2 protein-coding genes are annotated in these 25,854 nt (G+C 72.5%); both read right to left on the bottom strand.

Going from position 1 to position 25,854, the window contains the following annotated elements:
* Positions 1–56: 56 nt before the first annotated feature.
* Positions 57–22,898: a non-ribosomal peptide synthase/polyketide synthase gene (locus tag QC180_RS18210; RefSeq protein WP_278263949.1), complete on the bottom strand. Its 22,842-nt coding sequence runs from the start codon at positions 22,896–22,898 to the stop codon at positions 57–59.
* A 663-nt stretch (positions 22,899–23,561) separates the two neighbouring features.
* Complete coding sequence (locus tag QC180_RS18205; protein ID WP_278263948.1) at positions 23,562–25,832, bottom strand: polyribonucleotide nucleotidyltransferase; 2,271 nt, start codon at positions 25,830–25,832, stop codon at positions 23,562–23,564.
* Between the last annotated feature and the right edge of the window lie 22 nt (positions 25,833–25,854).

Raw genomic sequence — 25,854 nt, 5'->3', positions numbered from 1 at the left:
CATGGTGTGCTCAACCTCTCGAACTCAGAGCCGGTGACGTGCGGGTTCCCGCGATTCTATGCGCCCATCGCCCCCGCTCGCGCGGCGGCCCCGGCCGGGTCACCGGGTTCGGCCCGGTCGAGCACCGCGGCGATGCGGGCCAGCGCCCGCTCGCCGGTCATCGCCCAGTGCGTGGTGTCGACGCCGTGCCGGTGCACGGTGCCACCGATCGCGTCGACCCAGCTCGCCGCGCCCCTGGCACCGGTCGGGTCGTCGACGGTGGCGGCGAAGTACACCAGGTCGCCGTCGAAGCGGCGGGGACGGTAGTCGTCGACCATCCGCATCGAGGCCGCGGCGGCGTCGACGATGCGGGTGACGCGGGCGCGGTCGAGTCCGGCCAGCGGGCCGCCGAGCGCGGCGGCGGCGTCCACCAGGCCGTCGACGTCGAACGGCACGTCCGGTCCGGCGAACCCGCCGAGCAGGTCGCCGACGGTCGGCGCGGCGGTGTCGGTGGGAGCGTCGCCGAGCCAGCTGTCCATCATGGCCAGCTGGGCCACCGTGGCGCCGTCGGCCTGGAGCCGGGTGGCCACCGCGTGCGCGAGCAGACCGCCGAGCGACCAGCCGAGCAGGTGGTAGGGCCCGTCGGGCTGCACCGACCGGATGGCGGCCACGTAGCGATCGGCCCAGTCCTCGATGGTCGCGGGCAGCGGTTCGTCGGCGCCGAGCGCGGGTGATTGCAGGCCGTAGACCGGACGTTCGGGATCGAGATGCCGGGTGATCCCCGCGAACGACCACGACACACCACCGACGGGGTGGATGCAGAACAGGGGTTCGCGGTGTCCGCCGGTGCGCAGCGGCAGCAGCACCGCGAACGCGTCGTCGGCCGAATCTCGCTGTCCGGCCACCCGTTCGACGATGACCGACGGGGTCGGCTCGGCGAACAACCACGCCACCGGCACCGACACGTCGAGCGCCTCGCTCAGCCGCGCCGACAACTGGACCGCGGTCAGCGAGTTGCCGCCGAGGTCGAAGAAGTTGTCGTCCATGCCGATCCGGTCCAGGTCGAGCACCCGGGCGAATTCGGCGGCGACGCGCTGTTCGGTGGCGGTGACCGGGGCGCGGTAGGCGGCCTGGCGCAGTTCCGGCCGGGGCAGGGCGGCGCGGTCGAGCTTGCCGGAGGTGTTGACCGGGAACGCGTCGAGCGTGAGGACCACGGCGGGCACCAGGTAGCCGGGCAGTTCGGCGGCGAGCGCGGCACGCAGGTCACCGAGATCGGCCTGGGCGTCGCGCGGGACGACGTACCCGACGAGCCGATCGGCGCCCACTCCGGCGACCACCGCGGCCGCGGCCTGGGCGACGCCCGGCTGCCGCCGCAGCGCGGCTTCCACTTCCCCGAGTTCGAGGCGCTGCCCGTTGAGCTTCACCTGTAGATCGACGCGGCCGAGGTATTCCAGTGCGGCCGAACCACTCTCGTCGGCACGCAGCCGCACGAGGTCACCGGTGCGGTACATCCGGGTGCCGGGCGCGCCGAACGGGTCGGGCACGAATCGTTCGGCGGTGAGTTCGGCGGCGCCGAGGTAGCCGTGCGCGAGTTGCCCACCGCCGACGTACAGTTCGCCGGTCACGCCGGTGGGTACCGGACGCAGGCGCGCGTCGAGCACGTACAGCCCGGTGGCGCGCACCGGGGTGCCGATCGGCACGGTCGCCGTGTCGGCCTCGGTCACCGTGTGCGCGCTCACCTGGACAGTGGTCTCGGTGGGCCCGTAAAGATTCACCACGTCGGCGCCGGTGAGCGCGCGGACCCGCTGGGCCAGCGCGGCGGGCAGTTCCTCGCCACCGGCGAAGACCCGGCGCAGCGAACTCTGCCGCACCGCACCGCGTTCCACCTCCGCGGCGTAGGCGGCCAGCAGGGTCGGCGCGAACTGCACGGTGTCGACGCCGTATTCGGCGACGAGCCCGGCCAGATAGGCCGGATCGCCGTGGCCGCCGGGGCGGGCGACGACGGTGCAGGCACCGACGCGCTGGGGCAGCAGCAGCTCCCAGATCGAGGCGTCGAAGGTGACCGGGGTCTTGTGCAGCACCGTGTCCCCGGCCGTGAAGCCGAACCGCTCGGCCAGCCAGTCGAGTTGGCCGACGATCGCGCGGTGCGGCACCCCGACACCCTTGGGCAGACCGGTCGAACCGGAGGTGAAGATCACGTAGGCGGTGTGCTCGGGCAGCAGCGGCTGGGCCCGTTCGGCGTCGGTGATCGGGGCGTCGGAGTAGGCGGTGAGATCCACCGTGTCCACCTCGACCGTGTCGGGTCCCCCGGGCAGCTCGTCGCGGTCGCCGCTGGTGGTGAGCACGCAGGCGGGCTGGGCGATCCGCAGGATGCGGGCGATCCGCTCGGCGGGGTGATCGGGGTCGACCGGTACGTAGGTGCCACCGGCGGCGAGCACCGCGTACACCCCGACCAGCAGGTCGGCCGACCGACGCACCGCCACCGCGACGGCGGTGTCCGGGCCGACGCCGTGGGCGAGCAGGTGCCGGGCCAGCCGGTGCACCCGACCCGCGAAGTCGGCATAGGTGAGCCAGGTGTCGCCGTCGACCACCGCGACGGCCTCCGGGGTGGCGGCGGCCTGCCGGGCGAAACCGTCGGGCAGCACCTGGGTCGCGGTCGGAACCTCGGTGGCACACCAGGTGTCGAACAGCGCGCGATCGGCGTCGGTGCGCAGATCGACTTCGCCGACCGTGCCGTCGGGGTCCGCGGTCACCGCGTCCAGGACCCGCACGTAGCCCTCGGCCAGTCGCGCGGCGGTGGTCGCGTCGAACAGGTCGGTGGCGTAGGTGAGGCTCACCGCGCAGCCGCCGTCGGTGGTGTCGGTGAGCACCAGGTCCAGGTCGAACCTGGCGACGGCGGCCGGGGCGTCGAGTCCGGTGACGGTGAGCTCGGGCAGCACCACTTCGGCCGGGGCGGCGTCGAGGTTCTGGAAGGCGAGCAGCACCTGGAACAGCGGGGTGTGGGCGGCGGAGCGGACCGGGTCGAGCGCGTCGACGAGCCGTTCGAAGGGCACGTCGGAGTGTTCGAAGGCGTCCAGGTCGACCCGGCGGGCCCGGTGCAGCAGCGCGCGGAACGAGTCGGCGGGGTCGACCTCGGTGCGCAGCACGAGGGTGTTGACGAACATGCCGACCAGCGCGTCCAGGGCCTGCTCACCGCGTCCGGCCACCGGGGTGCCGACGGCGATGTCGCGGATGCCGCTGAACCGCGCGAGCAGCAGCGCCAGCGCCGCGTGCGCGACCATGAACTCGCTGGCCTCCGCACCACGGGCGAGCCGCCCGACGCGCTGCCAGATCCGCGCCGGGATCACGGTGTCCACGCTGGCGCCGCGCTGGGAGGCGACGGCGGGGCGGGGCCGGTCGGTGGGCAGGTCGAGCAGGCCGGGCAGCCCGGCCAGTTCGTCACGCCAGAACCGGAGTTGGCGGGCGGCGAGCGATTCTGGGTCGTCCTCGTCGCCGAGCAGCTCGCGCTGCCACAGCGTGTAGTCGGCGTACTGCACCGGCAGCGGGGCCCAGCCGGGCGCGGCGCCCGCGCGGCGCGCGAGGTAGGCGGCGGTCATATCGCGCAGCAGCGGTCCGGCGGAGAAGCCGTCGGCGCTGATGTGGTGCACGACCACCACCAGCACCACCTCGTCGGGCGCGCACCGCAGCACGCGCACCCGCACCGGCGGCGCGACGGTGACATCGAAGCCGCGGCCGATCTCGGCGGCCACGATGGCGGGCACCGCGATCCGATCGACCGCCTCCACCACCGGCGCGGGCACGAACTCCCACACCGCCTGGTGGCCGATGCCGTCGATGGCCGGGTAGGCGGTGCGCAGCACCTCGTGCCGGTCGAGCACATCGGTGACCGCGGCGGCCAGCGCCGGGGCGTCGATGTCGCCGGTGAGCCGCACCGCGATCGGGATGTTGTAGGCGGCCGAGTCCGGGTCGAGCCGGTTGAGCAACCACATGCGCCGCTGGGCGGCCGAGAGCGGAATCCGTGATGGCCGTGGGCCCGCCACCAGGGCGAGTCCGGCGCCGGTGCCCGCCTGTCCGGCCAGCGCGGCGGCCAGCCCGGCGACGGTGGTGGCCTCGAACAGCACCCGTACCGGCACCCGGGTCGACAGCGCCGCGCCGAGGCGGGCGGCCACCCGGGTGGCGACGAGGGAGTTGCCGCCGAGTTCGAAGAAGTCGTCGTCGAGGCCGATTCCGGTGCGGCCCAGCACGTCACCGAAGACGTCGGCGACCGCGCGTTGCACCGGGGTGACCGGGGCACGGAACGGCCGCGCCACGAATTCCGGTGTCGGCAGGGCCTTGCGGTCGAGCTTGCCGGAGGTGTTGAGCGGGAAGGCGTCGAGGACCACGATCACCGAGGGCACCATGTACGACGGGAGTACCGCCGCGACCTCGGTGCGCAGCGTGACCGGATCGAGGTCGGCGCCGGGGACCGGCACGGCGTAGCCGACCAGCCGGTCGCCGGTCTCCCAGGTGGAGACGACCGCCGCGGCCTGGCTGACCTCGGGCAGCGCGCCGAGTGCCGCTTCGATCTCGCCCAGTTCGATGCGCTGACCACGGAATTTCACCTGGAAGTCGATGCGCGCCAGGTAGCTCAGCACGCCGTCGCGGTTCCAGCGCACCAGGTCACCGGTGCGGTACATCCGCTGTCCCGGCGCGCCGAACGGGTCGGCGACGAACCGGTCGGCCGAGAGGTCGGGGCGCCCGAGGTAGCCGCGGGCCAACTGCTCCCCCGCGAGGTAGAGCTCGCCCGCGACACCGGGCGCGACGGGCCGCAGCCGGTCGTCGAGAACATAGACGCGGGTGTTCCAGGCGGGCACGCCGATCGGCACGGTCGCGCCGCTCGCCCCGGCGGCGGGCCACGCGGTGACCGACACCGCGGCCTCGGTCGGTCCGTACAGATTGTGCACGGGCGCCGAGGTTTTCGCGCCGACGGCGGCCACGATCTCCGGGGTGAGCGCCTCACCGATGGCGAGCAGCAGACGCAGCCCGGTCAGCTGCCGTGCCTCGGCCTGCGCGGCGAACACCGCCAGCACCGAGGGCACGAAGTCGGCGACGGTGACGCCGCGCGCCGCGACGAGCTCGGCCAGGTACTGCGGGTCGCGATGCCCGTCCGGGGTGGCCAGCACCAGGGTCGCGCCCGCCGCGAGCGGGGCGAAGTAGCCCCACACCGACAGGTCGAATCCGGCCGCCGACTTCTGCAGGTACACATCGTCGCCGTCGAGCCGGTACCGCTCGATCAGCCATGCGATCTGGTTGCGAATCCCCGCGTGGCTCATGGCCACGCCCTTGGGCCTGCCGGTGGAGCCGGAGGTGAACAGCACGTAGGCCAGGTGCGCATCACGCAGCGGTGCACGCAGTTCGGTGTCGGCCACCGGATGTCCGGCGTACCGCGCGGTATCGATGTCCTCGAGGGTGAGGAGTCTCGGCGCGGCGCTGGGCACGGTGAACTCGTCCCGGTGGGTGGTGAGTACCAGGTGGGGGCGGGCGGTGTCGAGGACCTGGGCGATGCGGTCGGCGGGGTGGTCGGGGTCGATCGGCACATAGGCGCCGCCCGCGGTGAGTACCGCGTACATGGCCACGACCAGGTCGAGGGATCGGCGCAGGGCCAGGGCGACCAGGACGTCCGGGCCCACGCCTTCGGCGATCAGGTGGCGGGCGAGCCGGTTCACCCTGGCGTCGAACGCGGCGTAGGTCAGGATGGTGTCCTCGAAGACCAGCGCGGTCGCGTCGGGCCGGGCCAGAGCCTGGGCGCGGTAGGGAGTGAGCAGGGTCGCGGTGCGGTCGATCTCGTGGGTGGTGGCGTTCCACTCGGTGAGGATGCGCGTGCGTTCGGCGGGCTCGAGCACGTCGATGGTGTCCAGGGACGCGTGCGGGTCGGCGGCCACGGCCGTGAGCAGCCGTTCCAGGCGGGTGCCGATGGCGGCCGCGGTGGCGGTGTCGAACACGTCGTGGGCGTAGGTGAGCACACCGGTGACGCCCGCGGCGCTGCCGTCGGCGGCGTAGTCGTCGCTGACGATGAGGTGCAGGTCGAACTGCGAGAGCTCGGTGTCGGTGTCGATGCCCGACACCGTGATCCCGGGCAGGGCCAGTTCGGCGCGCTCGAAGTTCTGGAAGGAGAACCCGACCTGGAACAGCGGGTGTCGCGCGGTCGATCGGGCCGGGTCGAGCACCTCGACCAGGCGCTCGAAGGGCACGTCGGCGTGGGCGTAGACCGCGAGGTCGGTGGCGCGCTGCCGGATCAGCAACTGCCGGAACGATTCTCCCGCCGTGAGCCGGGTCCGGAAGACCAGCGTGTTGACGAACATGCCGATCAGGTCCTCGAGCGCGGCCTCCCCGCGCCCCGCCACCGGCGTCCCGACGGTGATGTCGGCGCTGCCGGAGAGCCTGCTGAGCAGGGCGGCGAAGGCGGTGTGCACCACCATGAACAGCGTGGCGCCCGCCTCCTTCGCCAGGGCGTTGAGCCGGGCGTGGGTGGCGGCGTCGAGGGTCACCGGCACGGTGCCACCGGCGAGGGTGCGTACCGGCGGGCGCGGCCGGTCCAGCGGCAGCGCGAGTTCCTCGGGCAGGTCGGCGAGTTCGGTGCGCCAGAAGTCGAGCTGACCGGCGGCGACGGAGCCGGGATCGGCTTCCTCGCCGAGCACCGCGCGCTGCCACAGCGCGTAATCGGCGTACTGCACCGGCAGCGGTGTCCACCGGGGCGCCGTGCCGTCGCGGCGCGCGAGGTAGGCGGTCATCAGGTCGCGCACCAGCGGCGGCATGGAGGACCCGTCGGCGCTGATGTGATGCACGACCAGCGCCAGCACGGCCTCCTCGGCCGTGACGCGGTACAGCACCACGCGCCACGGCACTCCGGCGGTGACGTCGAAGGTGGTGGCGAACAGGGCCGTCACGGCCGCGACCACCTCGTCGGCCGGGAGGTCACGGACCTCCAGCGCGACACCGGCTTCGGCCGCGCCGACGATCCGCTGCACCGGCCCGTCGGGGGTCTCCGGGTAGTAGGTGCGCAGGACCTCGTGGCGTTCGACGAGATCGGTGATGGCGGCGGCGAGCGCGTCCGGGTCGAGCGCGCCGCGCAGCCGCACCGCGACCGGCACGTTGTACCCGGCCGAGTCGGGGTCGAAGCGGTTGAGGAACCACATGCGCTGCTGGGCGGGCGAGAGCGGAATCGCGGCGGGCCGCTCCCCCGCCCTCAGCGCCACCCGCGCGGTCCCGTGCTCGGCGTCGAGGACGGCGGCCAGTTCGGCCACCGCCGGGGTCTCGAAGAGGCGGGCCACCGGCACCTGCCGGTCCAACGCCGCACCGAGCCGTGCCGCGACGCGCGTCGCGACCAGGGAGTTGCCGCCCAGATCGAAGAAATCGTCGTCGGCGCCGACCGTCTCGACCCCGAGCACCTCGGCGATCACTCCGGCCACCAGCAGTTCGGTCGGTGTCGACGGCGCCCGGAACTCCCGGGCCACGACCTCCGGTGCGGGCAGTGCCCGGCGATCGAGCTTGCCCGACGCGTTCACCGGCAGCTCGTCGAGCACCACGAAGGCACCCGGCACCATGTAGGCCGGAAGCGCCTGGCGTAGCGCGGCTTTCACCTCATCCAGATCGACGGCGCGCGGGGTGACGGAGTCGTGGCCGGGGAGGTCGCCCTGCGCGGCGGGGACCAGGTAGGCGACGAGGTGGTCGCCGGTGCCGTCGTCGCGGACGGTGACGACGGCGCGGTCCACCGAGTCGAGCCCGGTGAGGACGGCTTCGATCTCGCCGAGTTCGATGCGCAGGCCGCGCAGCTTCACCTGGAAGTCGGTGCGGCCTAGGTATTCCAGTTCGCCGGTGCGGGTACGCACGACGAGGTCGCCGGTGCGGTACATGCGCTCGCCGGACGTCCCGTAGGGATTGGCGACGAAACGGTCGGCGGACAGGTCGGGCCGGGCGAGGTAGCCGCGCGCCAGCTGGACTCCGGCCAGATACAGCTCGCCCGGAACGCCCACGGGTACCGGCCGCAGCCGCCCGTCGAGGACGTGCAGGGCCGTATTGGCGACCGCCGCGCCGATCGGCACGGTGACGGTGTCGTCCTCGGTCACCTCGTGGAAGGTGACGTCGACCGCCGCCTCGGTGGGCCCGTACAGATTGTGCACGGCCACACCGGGAACCAGCGCCCGCAACCGCTGGGCGTCGGCGGCGGGCAGCGCCTCACCGGAGGCGAACACCCGCCGCAGCGAGACACACTCCGCCGCACGGGGTTCGGCGAGGAAGGCCGCCAGCATCGAGGGCACGAAGTGCGCGGTATCGACGCCGGTCCGGGTGACGACCTCGGCCAGGTAGGCGGGGTCACGGTGCCCGTCGGGGCGGGCGATCACCAGGGTGGCACCGATCTGCAAGGGCCAGAACAGTTCCCACACCGACACGTCGAAGGTGATGGGCGTCTTCTGCAGCACGGTGCTGTCGGCGTCGAGCCGATAGGTGTCCTGCATCCAGACCAGGCGGTTGACGATGGCGGTGTGCGCGACCGCGACACCCTTGGGCTTGCCGGTGGACCCGGAGGTGAACAGCACATAGGCCAGGTCGGCACCGCGCAGTGGCCGGAGCCGGTCGGCGTCGGTGACCGGCGCGCTGGCGTGGCCGCTCAGGTCCAGGGCCGCCGGGTCGACCGTGCGGCTCCCCGTCTCGGGGAAGTCCGCGGCGGCCAGCACACAGACCGGTGCCGCGGTGGCGAGCACGTCGACGATGCGGTCGGCGGGATGGTCGGGGTCCAGCGGCAGGTAGGCCGCGCCCGCGGCCTGCACCGCGTACAGGGCCACCAGCAGATCGATCCCGCGCCGCAACCCGACACCGACGATCGCGTCGGGCCCCACCCGCTCGGCGATCAGCCAGCGGGCCAGGCGGGCCACGCGTCCGGCGAACTCGCCGTAGGTGACCCGGGTGCCCTCGAAGTCGAGGGCGATCGCGTCGGGGGTGCGGCGGGCCTGCTCGGCGAACAGCGAGACCAGGGTCGCCGCGGTGTCGAGCGGCGCGGCGGTGTCGTTCCAGGCCGCCAGCTGGGCGGTTTCGGCGGTGTCGAGCAGGTCGATCGCGCCGACCGGGGTGGTGTCGTCGGCGACGACGGCGGACAACACCCGCACGAAGCGGGCGCCGAACGCCGCGACGGTGTCGGCGTCGAACAGATCGGTGGCGTAGCGCAGCCAGCCGCGCATGCCGGGTTCGCCCGCCGCGTCGGTGATCTCGTTGATCGCCAGGGACAGATCGAACTGGGTCGTGGCGGCGGGCAGCGCGAATTCGGCGATGCGCAGGCCGGGCAGCTCGATACCGGTGTCCTCGCGGTGCTCGAAGGCGAGCATCACCTGCACGATCGGCGAATACGCCGTCGAGCGGGTCGGATTCAGTTCCTCGACGAGCCGCTCGAAGGGCAGCTCGGCGTGGGCGAACGCGCGCAGGTCGCCCCCGCGCACCGTGGCGAGCAGCTCGGCGAAACCGGCACCCGCGTCGACCTCCGAACGCAGCACCAGCGTGTTGACGAACATGCCGACGAGATCGTCGAGCGCGGCGTCGGCGCGACCCGCCACCGGCGTGCCGATCGCGATATCGCTGCCAGCGCCGTGGCGCGCGAGCAGCACCGCGAACGCGGCGTGCACCACCATGAAGGTGGACACCCTGTGCCTACGGGCCAGCGCCTCGATTGCGGCGACCACCTCGGTGGGCACCTCGAACCCGACCGACCCTCCGGCCCCCGACCGCACCGCGGGGCGGGGCCGATCGGTCGCCAGCTCCAGTACCGGTGCGAGCCCGGCCAATTCGTCGCGCCAGTGCGCCAGTTGCCGCGCCAGCCGCGACTCCGGATCACCCGGGTCACCCAGCACCGCGTGCTGCCACAGCGTGAAGTCGGGGTACTGCACCGGCAGCGGGTTCCACCGCGGCACCGCGCCAGCCGCGCGCGCGGCGTAGGCGGTGATCAGGTCGCGGGCCAGCGGTGTCGTCGACACTCCGTCGGCGGCGATGTGGTGCACCGCGAGCACGAGTACGTGCTCGACGTCCGCCGGGTTCGGTGCGGCCGCGCGCGCCGATGCCACGGCGATCGCGTCGTCGCCACCCGCCGAGTTCCCGGTGGCGCGGCGGAAGAGTGCCGCGCGCAGGGGTGCCTCGGTGGTGAGGTCGTACCCGGCGCCGACGACGGCGCGCACGGCGTCCACCAGGTCGACCTCGGCGACCTCGCGCACCACGGCGGCGGGGCGCACCCGCTCGGCCGCAAGGACGACCTGGGTCGGTCCGTCGGCGTCCTCTGGGAAGATCGTCCGCAGTGATTCGTGCCGTTCGATGACGTCACCCAGCGCGGCCCACAGCGCGTCGGTGTCCAGGTCTCCGGTGAGGCGCAGCGCGATCGGCAGGGTGTAGACGGCCGAGTCGGGTTCGATGCGGTTCAACAGCCACAGGCGGGTCTGCGCCAGCGACAACGGGATCCGGTCGGGGCGCGGCGCGGCCGCCACCAGCGCGGGCAGCGCTTCGCTCCGGATTCCGGCGCGTTCGGCCAGGCCCGCCACGGTGGGCGCGTCGAAGACATCGCGCACGTCCAGCGCGCTGCCCAGCGCCGCGTTGGCACGCGCGACCAGGCGCATGGCCAGCAGCGAGTTGCCGCCGACGGCGAAGAAGTCGTCGTCGGCGCCGATCCGGTCCACCCCGAGCAGCTCGGCGATCACGTCCGCGAGCGTGGCCTGCGCGCCCGGTCGCGGCGCCACATAGGCGGTGGTGACCGACAGGTCCGGGGTGGGCAGCGCGGAACGGTCCAGCTTGCCCGCCGAATTCAGCGGCACGGTGTCGAGCACCACCAGGTGCGCGGGCACCATGTACGCGGGCACCCGGCTCGCGACGTGTCCGCGCACCACGGGGGGTTCCACGTCTCCGGCGACGTAGGCGACCAGGCACTGGCGTCCGGCGTCGTCGGTGGCGGGCAGGACGGTCGCGTGGGTGACGCCGGGCGCGTCGCCGAGCGCGGTCTCGATCTCGCCGAGCTCGATCCGCAGCCCACGGATCTTGACCTGGAAGTCGTTGCGGCCCAGGTAGACCAGGGCTCCCGAACGGTCGCGCCGCACCAGGTCGCCGGTTCGGTACATGCGGGTGCCGTCGGGACCGTACGGGTCGGCGACGAATCGGTCCGCCGTCAGATCCGGCTTGCCCAGGTAGCCCCGGGCCAACTGGGCGCCCGCCAGATACAGCTCACCCGCGACCCCGGCGGCCACCGGATGCAGCCGCTCGTCGAGGACATAGGCGCGCACATTCCAGCTCGGCCTGCCGATGGGCAGCTCGGTCTGCTCGACCGGGGCGGTGATCTGCTGGAAGGTGCTGGTGATCGTCACCTCGGTCGGACCGTAGGTGTTGTGCAGTTCGCCGGGGATCGCGGCGAGCAGCGCGGTCGCCAGCGGCGCGGGCAGTTCCTCACCGCCCGCGTGCAGCATCCGAAGCCCACCCAGCGCGTCACCGAGGCCCTCGGCGAGCAGGGCGGCCAGCACCGAGGGCACGAACTCGGCGATGGTGACGCGCTGTTCGCGCAACACCTGGGCCTGGTAGGCCAGGTCGAGGTGACCGCCGGGCCGCAGCAGCACCAGGGGCGCGCCGAGCAGGGCGGGGGCGAGCAGTTCCCAGATCGAGACGTCGAAGGTCAGCGGGGCGCGCTGGAGGAACCGGTCGGCGGCGGTCATCGCGTATTCGCCGCGCAGCCAGCACAATTCGTTGACCAGCGCCCGATGCGACACCATCACGCCCTTGGGGGTGCCGGTCGAGCCGGAGGTGAACAGCACATAGGCCGGGTGCTCCGGATGCAGCGGGGCGAGCCGCTCGGCGTCGGTGACCGGGGTGCCCGGCACGGGCCGCTGGGTGGGGTCCTCGAGCTGGGCGACGGTGAGCACCGGGAACCCCGACCGCGAGGCGGCCGCGAAATGCACCGAGGCGGTGGCGGATCGGATACTCGAGTCGACGTGGTCGAGGTCGGCGGCCGCGGCGGCCACCACCAGCCGGGGCGCGGCGGTCTCTAGGACATGCCCGATGCGGTCGGCGGGCTGGGTGGGATCGATCGGCACGTACACGCCACCGGCGGCGAGCACACCGTGCAGCACCACGAGCAGGTCGATGCCGCGCGGCACCGCCACGACCACCGGGGTTTCCGGGCCGACACCGCATTCGATGAGCCTGCGCGCGAACCGGTTGGCCCTGGCCGCCAGCTCGCCGTACCCGATCTCGCGGCCTTCGAAGACCGCCGCCACGGCGTGCGGGTCGCGGGCGGCCGCGGCGTCGAGCAGGTGCGCGGCCAGCGGGGCGCGCACACCCAGTTCGGCGAGGGCGCGGTCGAGGGGTTCCACGTCACCGTGCGGGCCCGCGAGCAGCGCGGCGTGGCCGGGGGCGTCGTGCAGGGCGAGATCGCCGACCGGGGTGCCCGGATCGGCGACGGCCGCGCGCAGCACGCGCTCGAGCATGCCGACCAGGTCGGCGACGGTGTCGGCGTCGAACAGGTCGGTGGCGTAGCGCAGTTCGAGGTCCAGTCCCTCGGCGGTGCCGTCGGCGGCGAAACGGTCGACGAAGGTGAAGTCCAGGTCCACCTCGATCGGCGCGTCCGGCAGACTCAGGCCCGACAGGGTGAGCCCGGGCAGTTCGAAGGCGGTGCGCCGCTGGTTCTGCAGCGCCAGCGACACCTGGTACAGCGGCGAATAGCCCTGCGAGCGGGCGGGATTGAGCGCGTCGACCAGGCTCTCGAACGGGACGTCGGCATGGTCGAAGGCATCCAGGTCGCCGGTGCGGACCTGCTCGAGCAGGTCGCTGAAGCGGGCGCCGGAGCGCACCTGGGCGCGCAGCACCAGCGTGTTGACGAACATGCCGACGATGTCGTCGAGTTCGCGATGACCACGTCCGGCGACCGGGGTGCCGACGACGATGTCGGCGCCCGCCGACAGCCGGGCCAGCAGTACCGCGAGTCCGGCGTGCAACACCATGAACGGGGTGGCGCGCTGGGCGCGGGCCAGGTCCTCGATGCCGCGATGCAGGTCGGCGTCGAGAGTGGTGGTGAGGGTGGCGCCCCGGTTGGAGGCGATGAGCGGCCTGCGGCGGTCGGCGGGCAGGGTCAGCACATCGGGCAGCCCGGCCAGGCGGTCGGTCCAGTAGTCGAGCTGACGGGCCAGCGGCGCGTCCGGGTCGTCGGCGCTGCCCAGGCCCTCGACCTGCCACAGCGCGTAGTCGGCGTAGTGCACCGTCGGCGTGGGCAGTTGCGGGGTGGCGCCCGCGGCGCGGGCGGCATAGGCGGTGACCAGGTCGCGGGTCAGCGGGCCCATCGACCAACCGTCGGCGGCGATGTGATGGACCACCAGGACCAGCACGTGCTCGGCCGGGGCGACGCGCAGCAGTGCCGCGCGCACCGGCACCTCGCTGGTGATGTCGAATCCCCCGGCCAGCGCGGTCGCGATGGCGGCGGGCACGGTGGCGGCGTCGACCTCGGTGACGGCCAGGTCGGGGACGAACGGCGCGCCGACGAGTTGCGTTGCCTGCCCGTCGAATTCGGGGTAGGTGGTGCGCAGGGTCTCGTGCCGGGCGATGAGGTCGCCCAGGGCTCCGCGCAGCGCGGCGATGTCGAGCTCGCCGCTGAGCCGCAGCGCGACCGGGATGTGGTAGGCGGCCGAGTCCGGATCGAAACGGTGCAGGAACCACATGCGCTGCTGGGCCGGGGACAGCGGAATGCGCGGCGGCCGTGGCCCGGCCACCGGTCCCCGCCTGCTGCCGGTGCCGCGCAGGGCGTCCAGACGCACCGCGAGTCCCTCGACAGTGCTCGCCTCGAACAGTTCCCGCACCGGCACCCTGGCGTCGAGGGCGGTGCCCAGCCGCGCGGCCACCTGGGTGGCCAGCAGCGAGTTGCCGCCGAGGGTGAAGAAGTCGTCGTCGGCGCCGACACGGTCGAGGTCGAGGACCCCGGCGAAGGTGGCGGCCACGATCCGCTCGGTCGCGGTGGCGGGTTCGCGGTAGTCGATGACGCGGATCTCGGGCGCGGGCAGGGCGCGGCGGTCCAGCTTGCCGGAGCTGTTCACCGGCAGCTCGTCGAGGAAGACGTAGGCGCCGGGCACCATGTACGACGGGAGCACCGCGGCGACGGCGGCATCGAGATCGGCGACGGTCGACCCGTCCGTTCCCGTCTCGGTCTCGGTGGGCGGGCCGGACCGGACGATGTAGGCGACGAGCTGGTCGGGCCGCCCTTCGTCGGAGCGCACGAGGACGGCGACGCGGCGCACACCGGGCACCGTGGCGAGGGCCGCTTCGATCTCGGCGGGTTCGATGCGCAGGCCGCGCAGTTTCACCTGGAAGTCGGTGCGGCCCAGGTAGTGCAGGGCGGGACCGTCCGGACCGGTGCGCCAGGTGACGAGGTCGCCGGTGCGGTAGAGGCGTTCGCCGGTGCCGAACGGGTCGGCGACGAAGCGTTCGGCGGTCAGCTCGGCGCGACCGTGGTAGCCGTCGGCGAGTTGGGCGCCCGCCACATACAGTTCGCCCGGCACCCCGACGGGAACCGGCCGCAGCCGCGCATCGAGCACGTACACGCGAGTTCCGGCGACCGGTGTGCCGATGGGCACCGCCGCGCCCTGGTCGTCCCCGACGCGATGGGTGGTGACCTGGATGGCGGTCTCGGTGGGGCCGTAGAGGTTGACCACGGCCGCGCCGGTGGTGGCCCGCACGCGGTGGGCGAGGTCGGCGTTGAGCGCCTCACCCCCGGCGAACACCAGTCGCAGCGAATCGGCCTGTGCCGCCGCCGGTTCCGTGAGCACGGCGGCGAGCACCGACGGCACGTACTGCACCACGCTCACGCCGTGTCGCACCGTGGCGTCCGCCAGGTAGGCCGGGTCGCGGTGGCCGTCGGCGGTGGCCAGCACCAGCCGGGCGCCGACCTGCGACGGCCACAGCAGTTCCCACACCGAGGCGTCGAAGGTGAACGGCGTCTTCTGCAGCACCACGTCGTCGGCGCCCAGTGGGTACTCGCACTGCAACCACCGCAGCTGGTTCACCACGGCCCGGTGCGGCACGGCGACACCCTTCGGCCGACCGGTGGAGCCGGAGGTGAACAGCACGTAGGCGAGGTGCTCGGGACGCAACGGTCGGATCCGGTCGGCGTCGGTGACCGGGTCGCCGGATACCTCCGACAGCTCGAGGGTGTCGATCATGACGACCGAATCCGCCTCCCGCACACCACTTCCGGTGACCGTCAGCACACAGACCGGTGCCGTCCGGGCCAGCACATACTCGGTCCGCTCGACCGGATGATCAGGGTCGACGGGCACGTACGCGGCGCCCGCGGTCAGCACCGCGTGCACCGCCACCAGCTGGTCGATCCCCCGACGCATCGCCACAGCGACCAGCGCGCCGGGCCCGGCGCCCCGCTCGATCAGATACCGCGCCAGCCGCGCGACACGACCGCCGAACTCGGCGTAGGACAACGTGGCGTCTGCACCATCGAACGACGTCGTCGCGGGGGCCTGACCGGCAGCCGCAGTCCGCTCCTGCTCGCCGTCCACGACAACTGGGTAGGTCGGCGCGGCGTCCGCACCATGGAGCGAGGTGGTCGCGTGGATCTGCCCGGCGGCCGCGATGCGCCTCGACTCGCCGTCGACCACCGCGTAGTTCGACGCGGCGTCCGCACCACCGAGCGACGTGATCGCTCGAGCCTGCCCGGTGGCCGCAGGCTGACTCTGCTCGCCGTCGACGACAACCGCGGTGGCGTCGGGGGTGGCGCGGACCTGCTCGGCGAACAGGTCCGCCAGGGTGGCGGTGGTGTCGAGGGTCGGGGTGGTGTTCCAGGTGGTCAGGAGGGTGGTGTGTTCGGTGGGGTCGAGCAGGTCGATGTCGCCGATGGGGCGGGTGGAGTCGGCGAGGACGGCGGCGAGCAGGCGGTGCAGGCGGGCGGCGAAGCCCGCCACGGTGGCCGCGTCGAACAGGTCGGTGGCGTAGACGAAGGCGCCGGACAGTCCGGCGGGAGCGCCGTTGTCGTCACGGTGCTCGGTGAGGGAGAGTTCGATGTCGAACTTGGCGACACCGGTGGACAGGTCCACCTCGCCGAGGGTCAGCCCGGGCAGGGCGAGCGCGCGGGGGGTGGCCTCGTTGAGCGAGAGCATCACCTGGAACAGCGGGTTGCGCGCCGTCGAGCGGACCGGGTCGAGGACCTCGACGAGCCGCTCGAACGGGATGTCGGCGTGCCCGAACGCGGCCAGATCCGTGTCGCGCACCTGGGCGATCAGGTCGGTGAACGGCGTCGCCGGGGCGACCTCGGTGCGCAGCACGAGGGTGTTGACGAACATGCCGACGAGGTCGTCGAGCGCGCGCTCACCGCGCCCCGAGACCGGGGTGCCGATCGCGATATCGGTGGTGGCCGAGAGCCGGGCCAGCAGTGCGGCGAACACGGCATGCGCGGCCATGAACACCGTGACACCGTGTGCGCGAGCGAATTCCGCCAACGCCCGATGGGTCTCGGCGTCGATCGAGATGTCGTGGGTGGCACCGCGCCGCGAGGCCACCGAGGGCCGGGTGCGGTCGGTGGGCAGCTCGAGCTGTTCCGGCACTCCGGCGAGGGTGTCGCGCCAGTACGAGAGTTGCTGGGCGGCAAGTGATTCCGAGTCGTCGGCGTCACCGAGCACCGCATGCTGCCAGATCGCGTAATCGACGTATTGCACCGCCAGGGGCGCCCACTGCGGCACGGCACCGGCCGCGCGCGCCGCGTAGGCGGTGAGCACGTCCCGGATCAGCGGCCCGAACGAGAACCCGTCGGCCGCGATGTGGTGCAGCACGATGACCAGCACATATTCCGGCTCGCCACCCCGCGCACCCGTCGAGTCCATGGCAGGCGAGTCGCCCGGCCCGCCGACCGATGTCGCGGGGCGCATGGTGCCGCCCGCCGACCCAGGGTTCCCGCTGACCACAGCCGGTGCCCCACACGATGGCGCGTCACCGCCAGATCGCCCGGCCACAGCGCCGCCGAGTGACGGCAGCTCCGCCGACCCAGGGTTCCCGCCGACCACAGCCGGTGCCCCACACGATGGCGCGTCACCGCCAGACCGCTCGGCCACAGCGCCACCGAGTGGCGACAGCTCCGCCGACCCGTGAGGTGCGGACGAATCCGTATGCGCTGACAAATCTTCCGCGACGACCCGGATCAGCGCGGCGCGGATCGGGGCGTCGACGGTGAGGTCGAAGCCGGTCGCGGCAAAGGCGCGGACCGCGTCGGCCACACCGGCGCTGGGGACGAGCCGCGGGACGACCTCGGGCACCAGGCCGGTGGCGGGGAGGATGTCGGCGACGGCGTGTCCGTCGCGTTCCGGGTAGCGGGTGCGCAGCACCTCGTGGCGGTCCAGGACGTCGACGATCGCCCGCTGTAGGGCGGCCACATCGAGAGTTCCGGTGAGCCGCACGGCCATCGGGATGTTGTCGGTGGCCGAGCCGGGATCGAAGCGGTTGAGGAACCACATGCGCTGCTGGGCGGGCGAGAGCGGCAGCGGATCGGGCCGGACCCCGGCGACCAACGCGGGCCCGGCACCGGTGCCGCGCAGGGCGTCGGCGGCCGCCGCGAGGGTGCGCACCGCGCTGGTGTCGAAGAGCTGCCGGACCGGGACGCGGAGGTCGAGATCGGTGCCGATGCGGGCCATCAGGCGGGTGGCGAGCAGCGAGTTGCCGCCGAGGTCGAAGAAGTCGTCGTCGCGGCCGACCCGCTCCAGGCCGAGGACCTCGGCGAACGCGGCGGCGACCACCTGCTCGGCCGGGGTCTCCGGGGCCCGGTAGGCGGCGGCCTCGAACATCGGCGCGGGCAGCGCGGCGCGGTCGAGCTTGCCGACCGGGGTCAGCGGCACCGCGTCCATGGCCACGATGGCGGCGGGCACCATGTGCGCGGGCAGATGATCGGCGGTGTGCGCGATCAGGCCCGCGGTGTCGATGGTGGCTCCGGCGACGGGCACCACATACGACACCAGCAGGGTCGCGCCCGCCTCGGTGCGGTGTCCGACGGTGGCGGCGAAGTCGACCGTGGCGTGGCGGGCGAGTACGGCGTCGATCTCGCCGAGTTCGATCCGGAAGCCCCGCACCTTCACCTGGAAGTCGTTGCGCCCCAGGTATTCCAGATCGAAGGAGCCGTCGCGGCGCACCCAGCGCACGGTGTCGCCGGTGCGGTACATCCGCGCACCGGGCGCACCGTAGGGATTGGTGACGAAGCGGCCCGCCGTCAGCGACGGCCTGCGATGATAGCCGCGCGCCAGCTGCGGACCGGCGATGTAGAGCTCGCCGACCACACCCACCGGTACCGGCCGCAACCGCTCGTCGAGCACCAGTTCGGTGGTGCCCTCCACCGGCGCGCCGAGGGTGATGGGGGTGTCCGCGTCGAGCGGTTCGCTGATGTTGGTGACGATGGTCGTCTCGGTCGGCCCGTAGCCGTTGCGGAACACCAGCCCCGGGATGGCGGCGGTCCAGCGCGCCACCAGCTCCGGCGGGCACGCCTCGCCACCGACGACGACCACGCGCAGGTCGTCGAGGCCGTCCGGGTGCACCGTCGCCAGGGCGGACGGCGTGATCACCACATGGGTCACCCGCTCGGCCCGCAGCAACGCCCCCAGCTCCGCCCCACCGAACACGCCGACCGGGGCGATCACCATGGTCGCGCCCTCGGTGACGGTGAGCAGCAGCTCGGCCACGGAGATGTCGAACGACGGCGAGGCCACGTGCAGCACGCGCGCATCCTTCGCGGCCACATACCGCCCGGCCTGCACCGGCAGATACGCCGCGACAGCACCGTGGGGAATCACCACGCCCTTGGGCAGACCGGTGGTGCCCGAGGTGTAGATGACGTAGGCCGGGTCCAGCGGATCGAGCGCGCGCCGCGCCCCGGCGGCCGCCGGGGTGTCGCCTTCCGCGTCGTCCAGCAGCAGCCAGCGCACGGTGGACGGCAGATCCGGGCGGACGGCGGAGGTCGTGATGCCCGCTGCCGCACCGGAATCCGCGAGCATATGGGTGATGCGGTCGGCCGGGTAGGTGGGGTCGACGGGCAGGAATCCGGCGCCGGACTTCACGACGGCCCAGACCGCGGTGACCGAGTCGGCCGAGCGCGGGAGGCCGACGGCGACGAGATCGCCGGGGCCGATGCCCGCGGCGGTGAGGCGGGCGGCCAGGGCGGTGGCGGTGGCGTCGAGTTCGCCGTAGGTGCGGGTGCGGTCACCGTCGCGCAGGGCGATCGCGGTGGGGTCGGCGGCGGCGCGGGCGAGGACCTCGGGCAGCAGCGGGGCGGGGGTCGACGGGCCGCCGGTGCGGCTGGTGAGTTCGGTGAGTTCGGTGTCGATCAGCAGGGGCAGGTCGGCGACCGGGGTGTGCGGGGCGCGGACGATCGCGGCGAGCAGGCCGGTGAAGCGGCGGGCCATCGCGGCGACGGTGGACTCGTCGAAAAGGTCGGTGGCGTAGGAGAACTCACCGGACAGACCGGCGGCGGGAGACTCGCGCAGGGTCACCGAGAGGTCGAACTTCTCGATGTCGTAGGGCAGGTCGACGGCGGCGGCGCGCAGGCCGGGCAGTTCGAAGCTGGTGGGCGGCAGGTTCTGCAGCGACAGCGCCACCTGGAACAGGGGGTGCCGTCCGGCCGAGCGCGGCGGCGCGAGCACCTCGACCAGGCGCTCGAAGGGCAGGGTGGTGTGGTCGAAGGCGGCCAGGTCGTCGGCGCGCACCCGGGTGAGTAACTCGGCGAACGACTCCCCCGCCCGGACCTGGGCCCGCAGCACGGCGGTATTGACGAACATGCCGACCACGTCGTCGAGTTCGGCGGCGCCGCGTCCGGCGACCGGGCTGCCGATCGCCACATCCGGGTTCCCCGACAGGCGCGCGACGAGCACCGACAGCGCCGCGTGCAGCACCATGAACAGGGTCGCGCCCTGCTCGGCCGCGATCGTGTGCAGTGACGCCACCAGCCCGGTGTCGAGCTCGAAGTCGACCCGGGCGCCACGCATCGACGCCGTGGCGGGGCGCGGCCGATCCGACGGCAGGCCCACCTCGTCCGGCAGTCCGGCCAGGGCTGTCCGCCAGAACGCGATCTCGCGCCCGGCCCGCGCGTCCGCGTCGTCCTCGGCGCCGAGCACCGCCCGCTGCCACAGCGTGTAATCGGCGTACTGCACGGCCAGCGGCGCCCACTCCGGCGCGGCGCCCGCCGTGCGCGCCGAGTACGCGAGCATGGTGTCGCGCACCAGCGGTCCGGCCGACCACCCGTCGGCCGCGATGTGGTGCACCACCAGCACCAGCACATGATCACCATCGACCTCGAACAACCGCGCCCGCACCGGCGGCGCCACGGTCACATCGAAGCCCCGCAGAATCACCGCCGCCAACGCATCCGGAAGCTCCCGCGCGGCGACACCGATCGGCTCCAACAACCCCACCTGCCCACCACTGCTGAGGGACAGACCTGTCCCCTCAGCAGCGCCAGCAGCGCCAGCAGCGCCAGCAGCGCCAGCAGCGCCAGCAGCGCCAGCAGCGCCAGCAGCGCCAGCAGCGGTGATGGTCGAATCTGCCTCGGCGACAAACAACTCGAGGGCTTCGGTGGGGGTCAGGACATCCTGGGTGCCCACTCCGTCGACCTCGGGGTACACCGTGCGCAGGACCTCGTGCCGGGCGATCACATCGCCGACGGCCGCGCGCAGGGCGGGCAGGTCCAGGGCGCCGGAGAGTCGGACCGCGATGGGGATGTTGTAAGCCCCGGTGCTCGGGTCGAACCGGTTCAGGAACCACATGCGCTGCTGGGCGGGCGAGAGCGGCAGCACCTCGGGACGCGGGCCAGCGACCAGGGCGGGTCGCGCGTCGGCCACGCCGCCGTCGATGAGCGCGGCCAGCACCGCGACGGTCGGGTTGTCGAAGAAGTCGCGGACATCCACGCGCACCCCGGAACTCGCCTGCAACCGGGCGATGGCGCGGGTGGCGACCAGCGAGTTACCACCGAGGCGGAAGAAGTCGTCGTCCAGACCGACGATCTCCACATCCAGCAGGTCGGCGAACAGCGCGGCGACGGCCTGCTCGGTCGGGGTGCGCGGGGCCCGGTACTCGGCGGCCGCGACGCGGAAGTCCGGTTCCGGAAGTGCCTTGCGGTCCAGCTTGCCGCTGGCGTTGATCGGCATGGCCGCCAGCTGCACGAGCAGCGCGGGGACCATGTACTCCGGCATGGACGCCTTGGCGTGCGCGGCGAGTTCGGCCTCGTCCAGTGGTTCGCCGTCGACGCTGACCACATAGCCGACCAGCGCCTCCCCGGCCGCGTGCCGGTGCAGCACCACCGCGGCATTGCCGACGCGCGGATGCGCGGCCAACACCGCCTCGATCTCCCCGAGCTCGATCCGCAGTCCACGCAGTTTCACCTGGAAATCGGTCCGACCCAGGTATTCCAGCTCGACCCCGCCGGGCAGCTGCCGCACCAGGTCACCGGTGCGGTACATGCGCTCGCCGGGCACCCCGTACGGGTTGGCCACGAACCGGTCGGCGGTCAGACCCGCGCGCGCCACGTAGCCGCGCGCGAGCTGGATCCCGGACAGGTACAACTCGCCCACGACCCCGGCGGGCACCTGGTCGAGGTTCTCGTCGAGCACCAGCAGACCCGTGTCGTCGGCGGGGCCACCGATCGGCACCGACACCTCGTCGGCCGGGGTGACCTCGTGCGCGGTGACGTCGACGGCCGCCTCGGTGGGACCGTAGAGATTGTGCAGGGTGGCCGCCGAGAGCTTGCGCAGTCGCGCGGCGGTGGCGGCGGGCAGCGCCTCGCCGGAGGCGAAGACCAGCCGCAGCGACGACAGGTCCACCGCGCCACCGGACTCGGCCAGCTCACCCGCGAACGCCGCCAGCATGGACGGGACGAAGTGCGTGACGGTGACCCGCCGCTCGGCGATCACCGCCGCCAGGTACGCGGGATCACCGTGACGACCGGGTTCGGCCACCACCAGCTCGGCACCGGTCTGCAAGGGCCAGAACAGTTCCCACACCGACACGTCGAAGGTGTAGGGCGTCTTCTGCAGGACGACATCGGTCTCGGTCATGCCGTAGCGGCGCTGGCGCCAGTCCAGGTTGGCCACGATGGCACCGTGGGTCACCGCCACACCCTTGGGCCTGCCGGTGGACCCCGAGGTGAAGATGACGTAGGCGGTGTTGCCCGCCGTCGCGCCCCCGACGATCTCGCCGGGCTCCTCGCTCCAGTCGATGTCGTCGGTCCGCAGCACCGGCGCGCCGTTCAGGTCCGGTTCGTCGGCGACGCGGGTCACCACCACGACCGGCCGGGCGACCTCGAGGACGTAGTGCAGGCGCTCGACCGGGTGATCCGGGTTCAGCGGCACGTAGGCGCCACCCGCGCGCACGATGGCGTGCACCGCGACGATCAGCTCCACGCCGCGCCGCATCGCCAACCCGACCAGCGCCTCGGGCCCCACCCCGAGGGCTGTGAGCCGGGCGGCCAGCACGCGTACCCGCGCGTCGAATTCGGCGTAGGTCAGGGTCTTGGCGCCGAACCGGACGGCGACCCGGTCCGGGGTGCGGGCCAGTCGGTCGGTGAACCGGTCGACCAGGGTCGGTGCGGCGGTGTGCGTGGGTTCGATGCCCAGCGCGGCCATGGTGTCGGCGGCCAGGGCGTCCAGCAGCTGCCCGAAGGTCCCCTCGGCCGCGTCGACCACGCCCGGGAACAACTCGGCGAGCACCACCTGCACCAGCGATGCGGGATCGAGGGCGCCGCCGGTGAGCTCGGCCATCAGTGTGAGCCGGGCATCGAGATCGGCATAGGACACCGTGGTGCCGTCGAACTCGACCGCGATCCGCGCCGGTTCCATCGCCGCGACCGTCGCCACCAGCGCTGCCAGCTGCTCGATTTCCGCGCGCGCCGGAGTGGGGTTGGTCATCGCACACTGCCTTCCATCTACCGGCCGCAGGTGACATCGCGCGACCGCACAAAACTCTCGGAACTCCCGGGTCCATCCGGGTGACGGGACGGGCGGTAGGCGGCCAACCTCGGGCACCCTGCCCGAAATCCGCCCACGCGGACCGGATTCAGTGCGATCGGCTATGACACGATCGCCGCGTTCCGGCGCGCCGCCATGCAACCGGGCACCGGCCAGTCCGTCTCCGCCGTGCCCACGATCCAGGGGTTGCATCCCTTGCAGCTATGACTCGGTTATCTCCCGACCTCCATCGTCAACCCCGACACCTGACACACGCGCCCGCGGACGAGAGGAAGCGTATTCGGTTCGATAATAAACCGGACCAGATTCAGTCAAAATCTTGGTCGTCGGGTTTCCAGATCGGACCCGGGGAGCGCGTCGGCAAACCGACCGCATACGCCGAGCGGGCAGCGGTCACGGCGCCACCCCTCGGGGCGGCGCGACGGCTGCCTGCGCGCGGTCGCGCTGTGTCTGGCAACACTAGATGTCCCAACGTTGCATCGCCGTTGCATAGACGTGACGCGCACCACTACCCGACCGTCCGGCCGGTTCCGTGGACGACGAAACCCCCCACCGTCGAGGACGGCAGGGGGTTTCGGCAGTTCCGGTGGAGCTACCCGGCGCCTACTCGGCGGCGGTGGTCTCCTCGGCGGCGGCCGGTTCGGCGGCGGCCTCGTCCTCGACCGGGACCAGCGAGATCTTGCCGCGGTTGTCGATGTCGGCGATCTCCACGCGCAGCTTGTCGCCGACGTTCACCACGTCCTCGACCTTGGCCACGCGCTTGCCGTTGCCCAGCTTGGAGATGTGCACCAGGCCGTCACGGCCCGGCAGCAGCGAGACGAACGCGCCGAAGGCGGTGGTCTTGACGACCGTGCCCAGGAAACGCTCGCCGACCTTGGGCAGCTGCGGGTTGGCGATCGCGTTGATCGCGTCGATCGCGGCCTGAGCCGAAGGCCCGTCGGTCGCACCGACGAACACGGTGCCGTCATCCTCGATGGAGATGTTGGCGCCGGTGTCCTCGGTGATCTGGTTGATCATCTTGCCCTTGGGCCCGATGACCTCGCCGATCTTGTCGACCGGGATCTTGATCGCGGTGACGCGCGGGGCGTAGGGGCTCATCTCGTCCGGGGTGGCGATGGCCTCGGCCATCACGTCCAGGATGGTGGTGCGGGCGTCGTGCGCCTGGTTGAGCGCACCGGCGAGCACCTGCGAGGGGATGCCGTCGAGCTTGGTGTCGAGCTGCAGGGCGGTGACGAAGTCGCGGGTACCGGCGACCTTGAAGTCCATGTCACCGAAGGCGTCCTCGGCGCCGAGGATGTCGGTCAGCGCCACGTAGCGGACCTCGTCCTCGCCCTTGTCGTTGGTGACGGTGTCCGACACCAGACCCATCGCGATACCCGCGACCGGTGCCTTCAGCGGCACACCGGCGTTGAGCAGCGACAGGGTCGACGCGCAGACCGAGCCCATCGAGGTGGAGCCGTTGGAGCCCAGCGCCTCGGAGACCTGACGGATGGCGTAGGGGAACTCCTCCTGCGAGGGCAGCACCGGCACCAGGGCACGCTCGGCGAGGGCGCCGTGGCCGATCTCGCGACGCTTGGGCGAACCCACGCGACCGGTCTCACCGGTGGAGAACGGCGGGAAGTTGTAGTGGTGCATGTAGCGCTTGGTGGTCTCCGGGCCGAGCGAGTCGACCTGCTGGGCCATCTTCACCATGTCCAGGGTGGTGACGCCCATGATCTGGGTCTCGCCACGCTCGAACAGCGCCGAACCGTGGGCGCGCGGGATCACGTCGACCTCGGCGGAGAGCTGACGGATGTCGGCCAGGCCGCGCCCGTCGATGCGGAAACCGTCGGTGAGGATGCGCTGACGCACCAGCTTCTTGGTGACCGAGCGGAACGCCGCGCCCAGTTCCTTCTCGCGACCGACGAAGTCGTCACCGAGGCGACCGAGCACCTCGGCCTTGATCTCGTCGATGCGGGCCTCGCGGGCCTGCTTGTCGGCGATGCTCAGCGCCTCGTTGAGCTCCACCTTCGCGGTGCCCTCGACGGTCTCGAACACATCGGGACCGTAGGGCGGGAACAGCGGGAACTCTTCGGTCGGCTTGGCGGCCAGCGCCGCCAGGTCCGACTGCGCGCGGCACAGGCGAGCGATGAACGGCTTGGCGGCCTCGAGGCCCTCGGCCACGACGGCCTCGGTCGGCGCCTGGGCGCCACCCTCGATGAGCGCGATGACCTTGTCGGTGGCCTCGGCCTCGACCATCATGATGGCGACGTCACCGGTCTCGGTGACGCGACCGGCCACGACCATGTCGAAGACCGCGTCCTCGAGCTGCTCGACGGTCGGGAACGCGACCCACTGGCCACCGATCAGGGCGACGCGCACGCCGCCGACCGGGCCGGAGAACGGCAGGCCGGAGATCTGGGTGGACGCCGAGGCGGCGTTGATGGCCACCACGTCGTAGAGATCCTTCGGATCCAGGCTCAGCACGGTGACCACGACCTGGATCTCGTTGCGCAGGCCGTCGACGAACGACGGGCGCAGCGGACGGTCGATCAGGCGACAGGTCAGGATCGCGTCGGTGGAGGGGCGGCCCTCGCGACGGAAGAACGAGCCGGGGATGCGACCCGCGGCGTACATGCGCTCTTCGACGTCGACGGTCAGCGGGAAGAAGTCGAACTGGTCCTTGGGGTGCTTACCGGCGGTGGTCGCCGACAGCAGCATGGTCTCGTCGTCCAGGTAGGCGACCACGGAGCCCGCGGCCTGCTTGGCCAGACGGCCGGTCTCGAAGCGGAGGGTGCGGGTGCCGAAGCTGCCGTTGTCGATCAGCGCGACCGACTCGAAAACACCGGGCTCGACCTCGACCGCGGTCGACGTACGTTCAGTTGTCTGCGTCATTTTTTCTTCTCTCGACCTCTCG

Source organism: Nocardia anocheti, assembly GCF_029675105.1.
GTDB lineage: Bacteria > Actinomycetota > Actinomycetes > Mycobacteriales > Mycobacteriaceae > Nocardia.
The sequence above is the reverse complement of the archived record's forward strand: the minus strand, read 5'-3'. Positions and strand labels throughout refer to the sequence as shown.

Coding starts and splice junctions, on each gene's coding strand:
- QC180_RS18205 (WP_278263948.1), bottom strand. CDS start 25,832: ATGACGCAGACAACTGAACGTACGTCGACCGCGGTCGAGGTCGAGCCC.
- QC180_RS18210 (WP_278263949.1), bottom strand. CDS start 22,898: ATGACCAACCCCACTCCGGCGCGCGCGGAAATCGAGCAGCTGGCAGCG.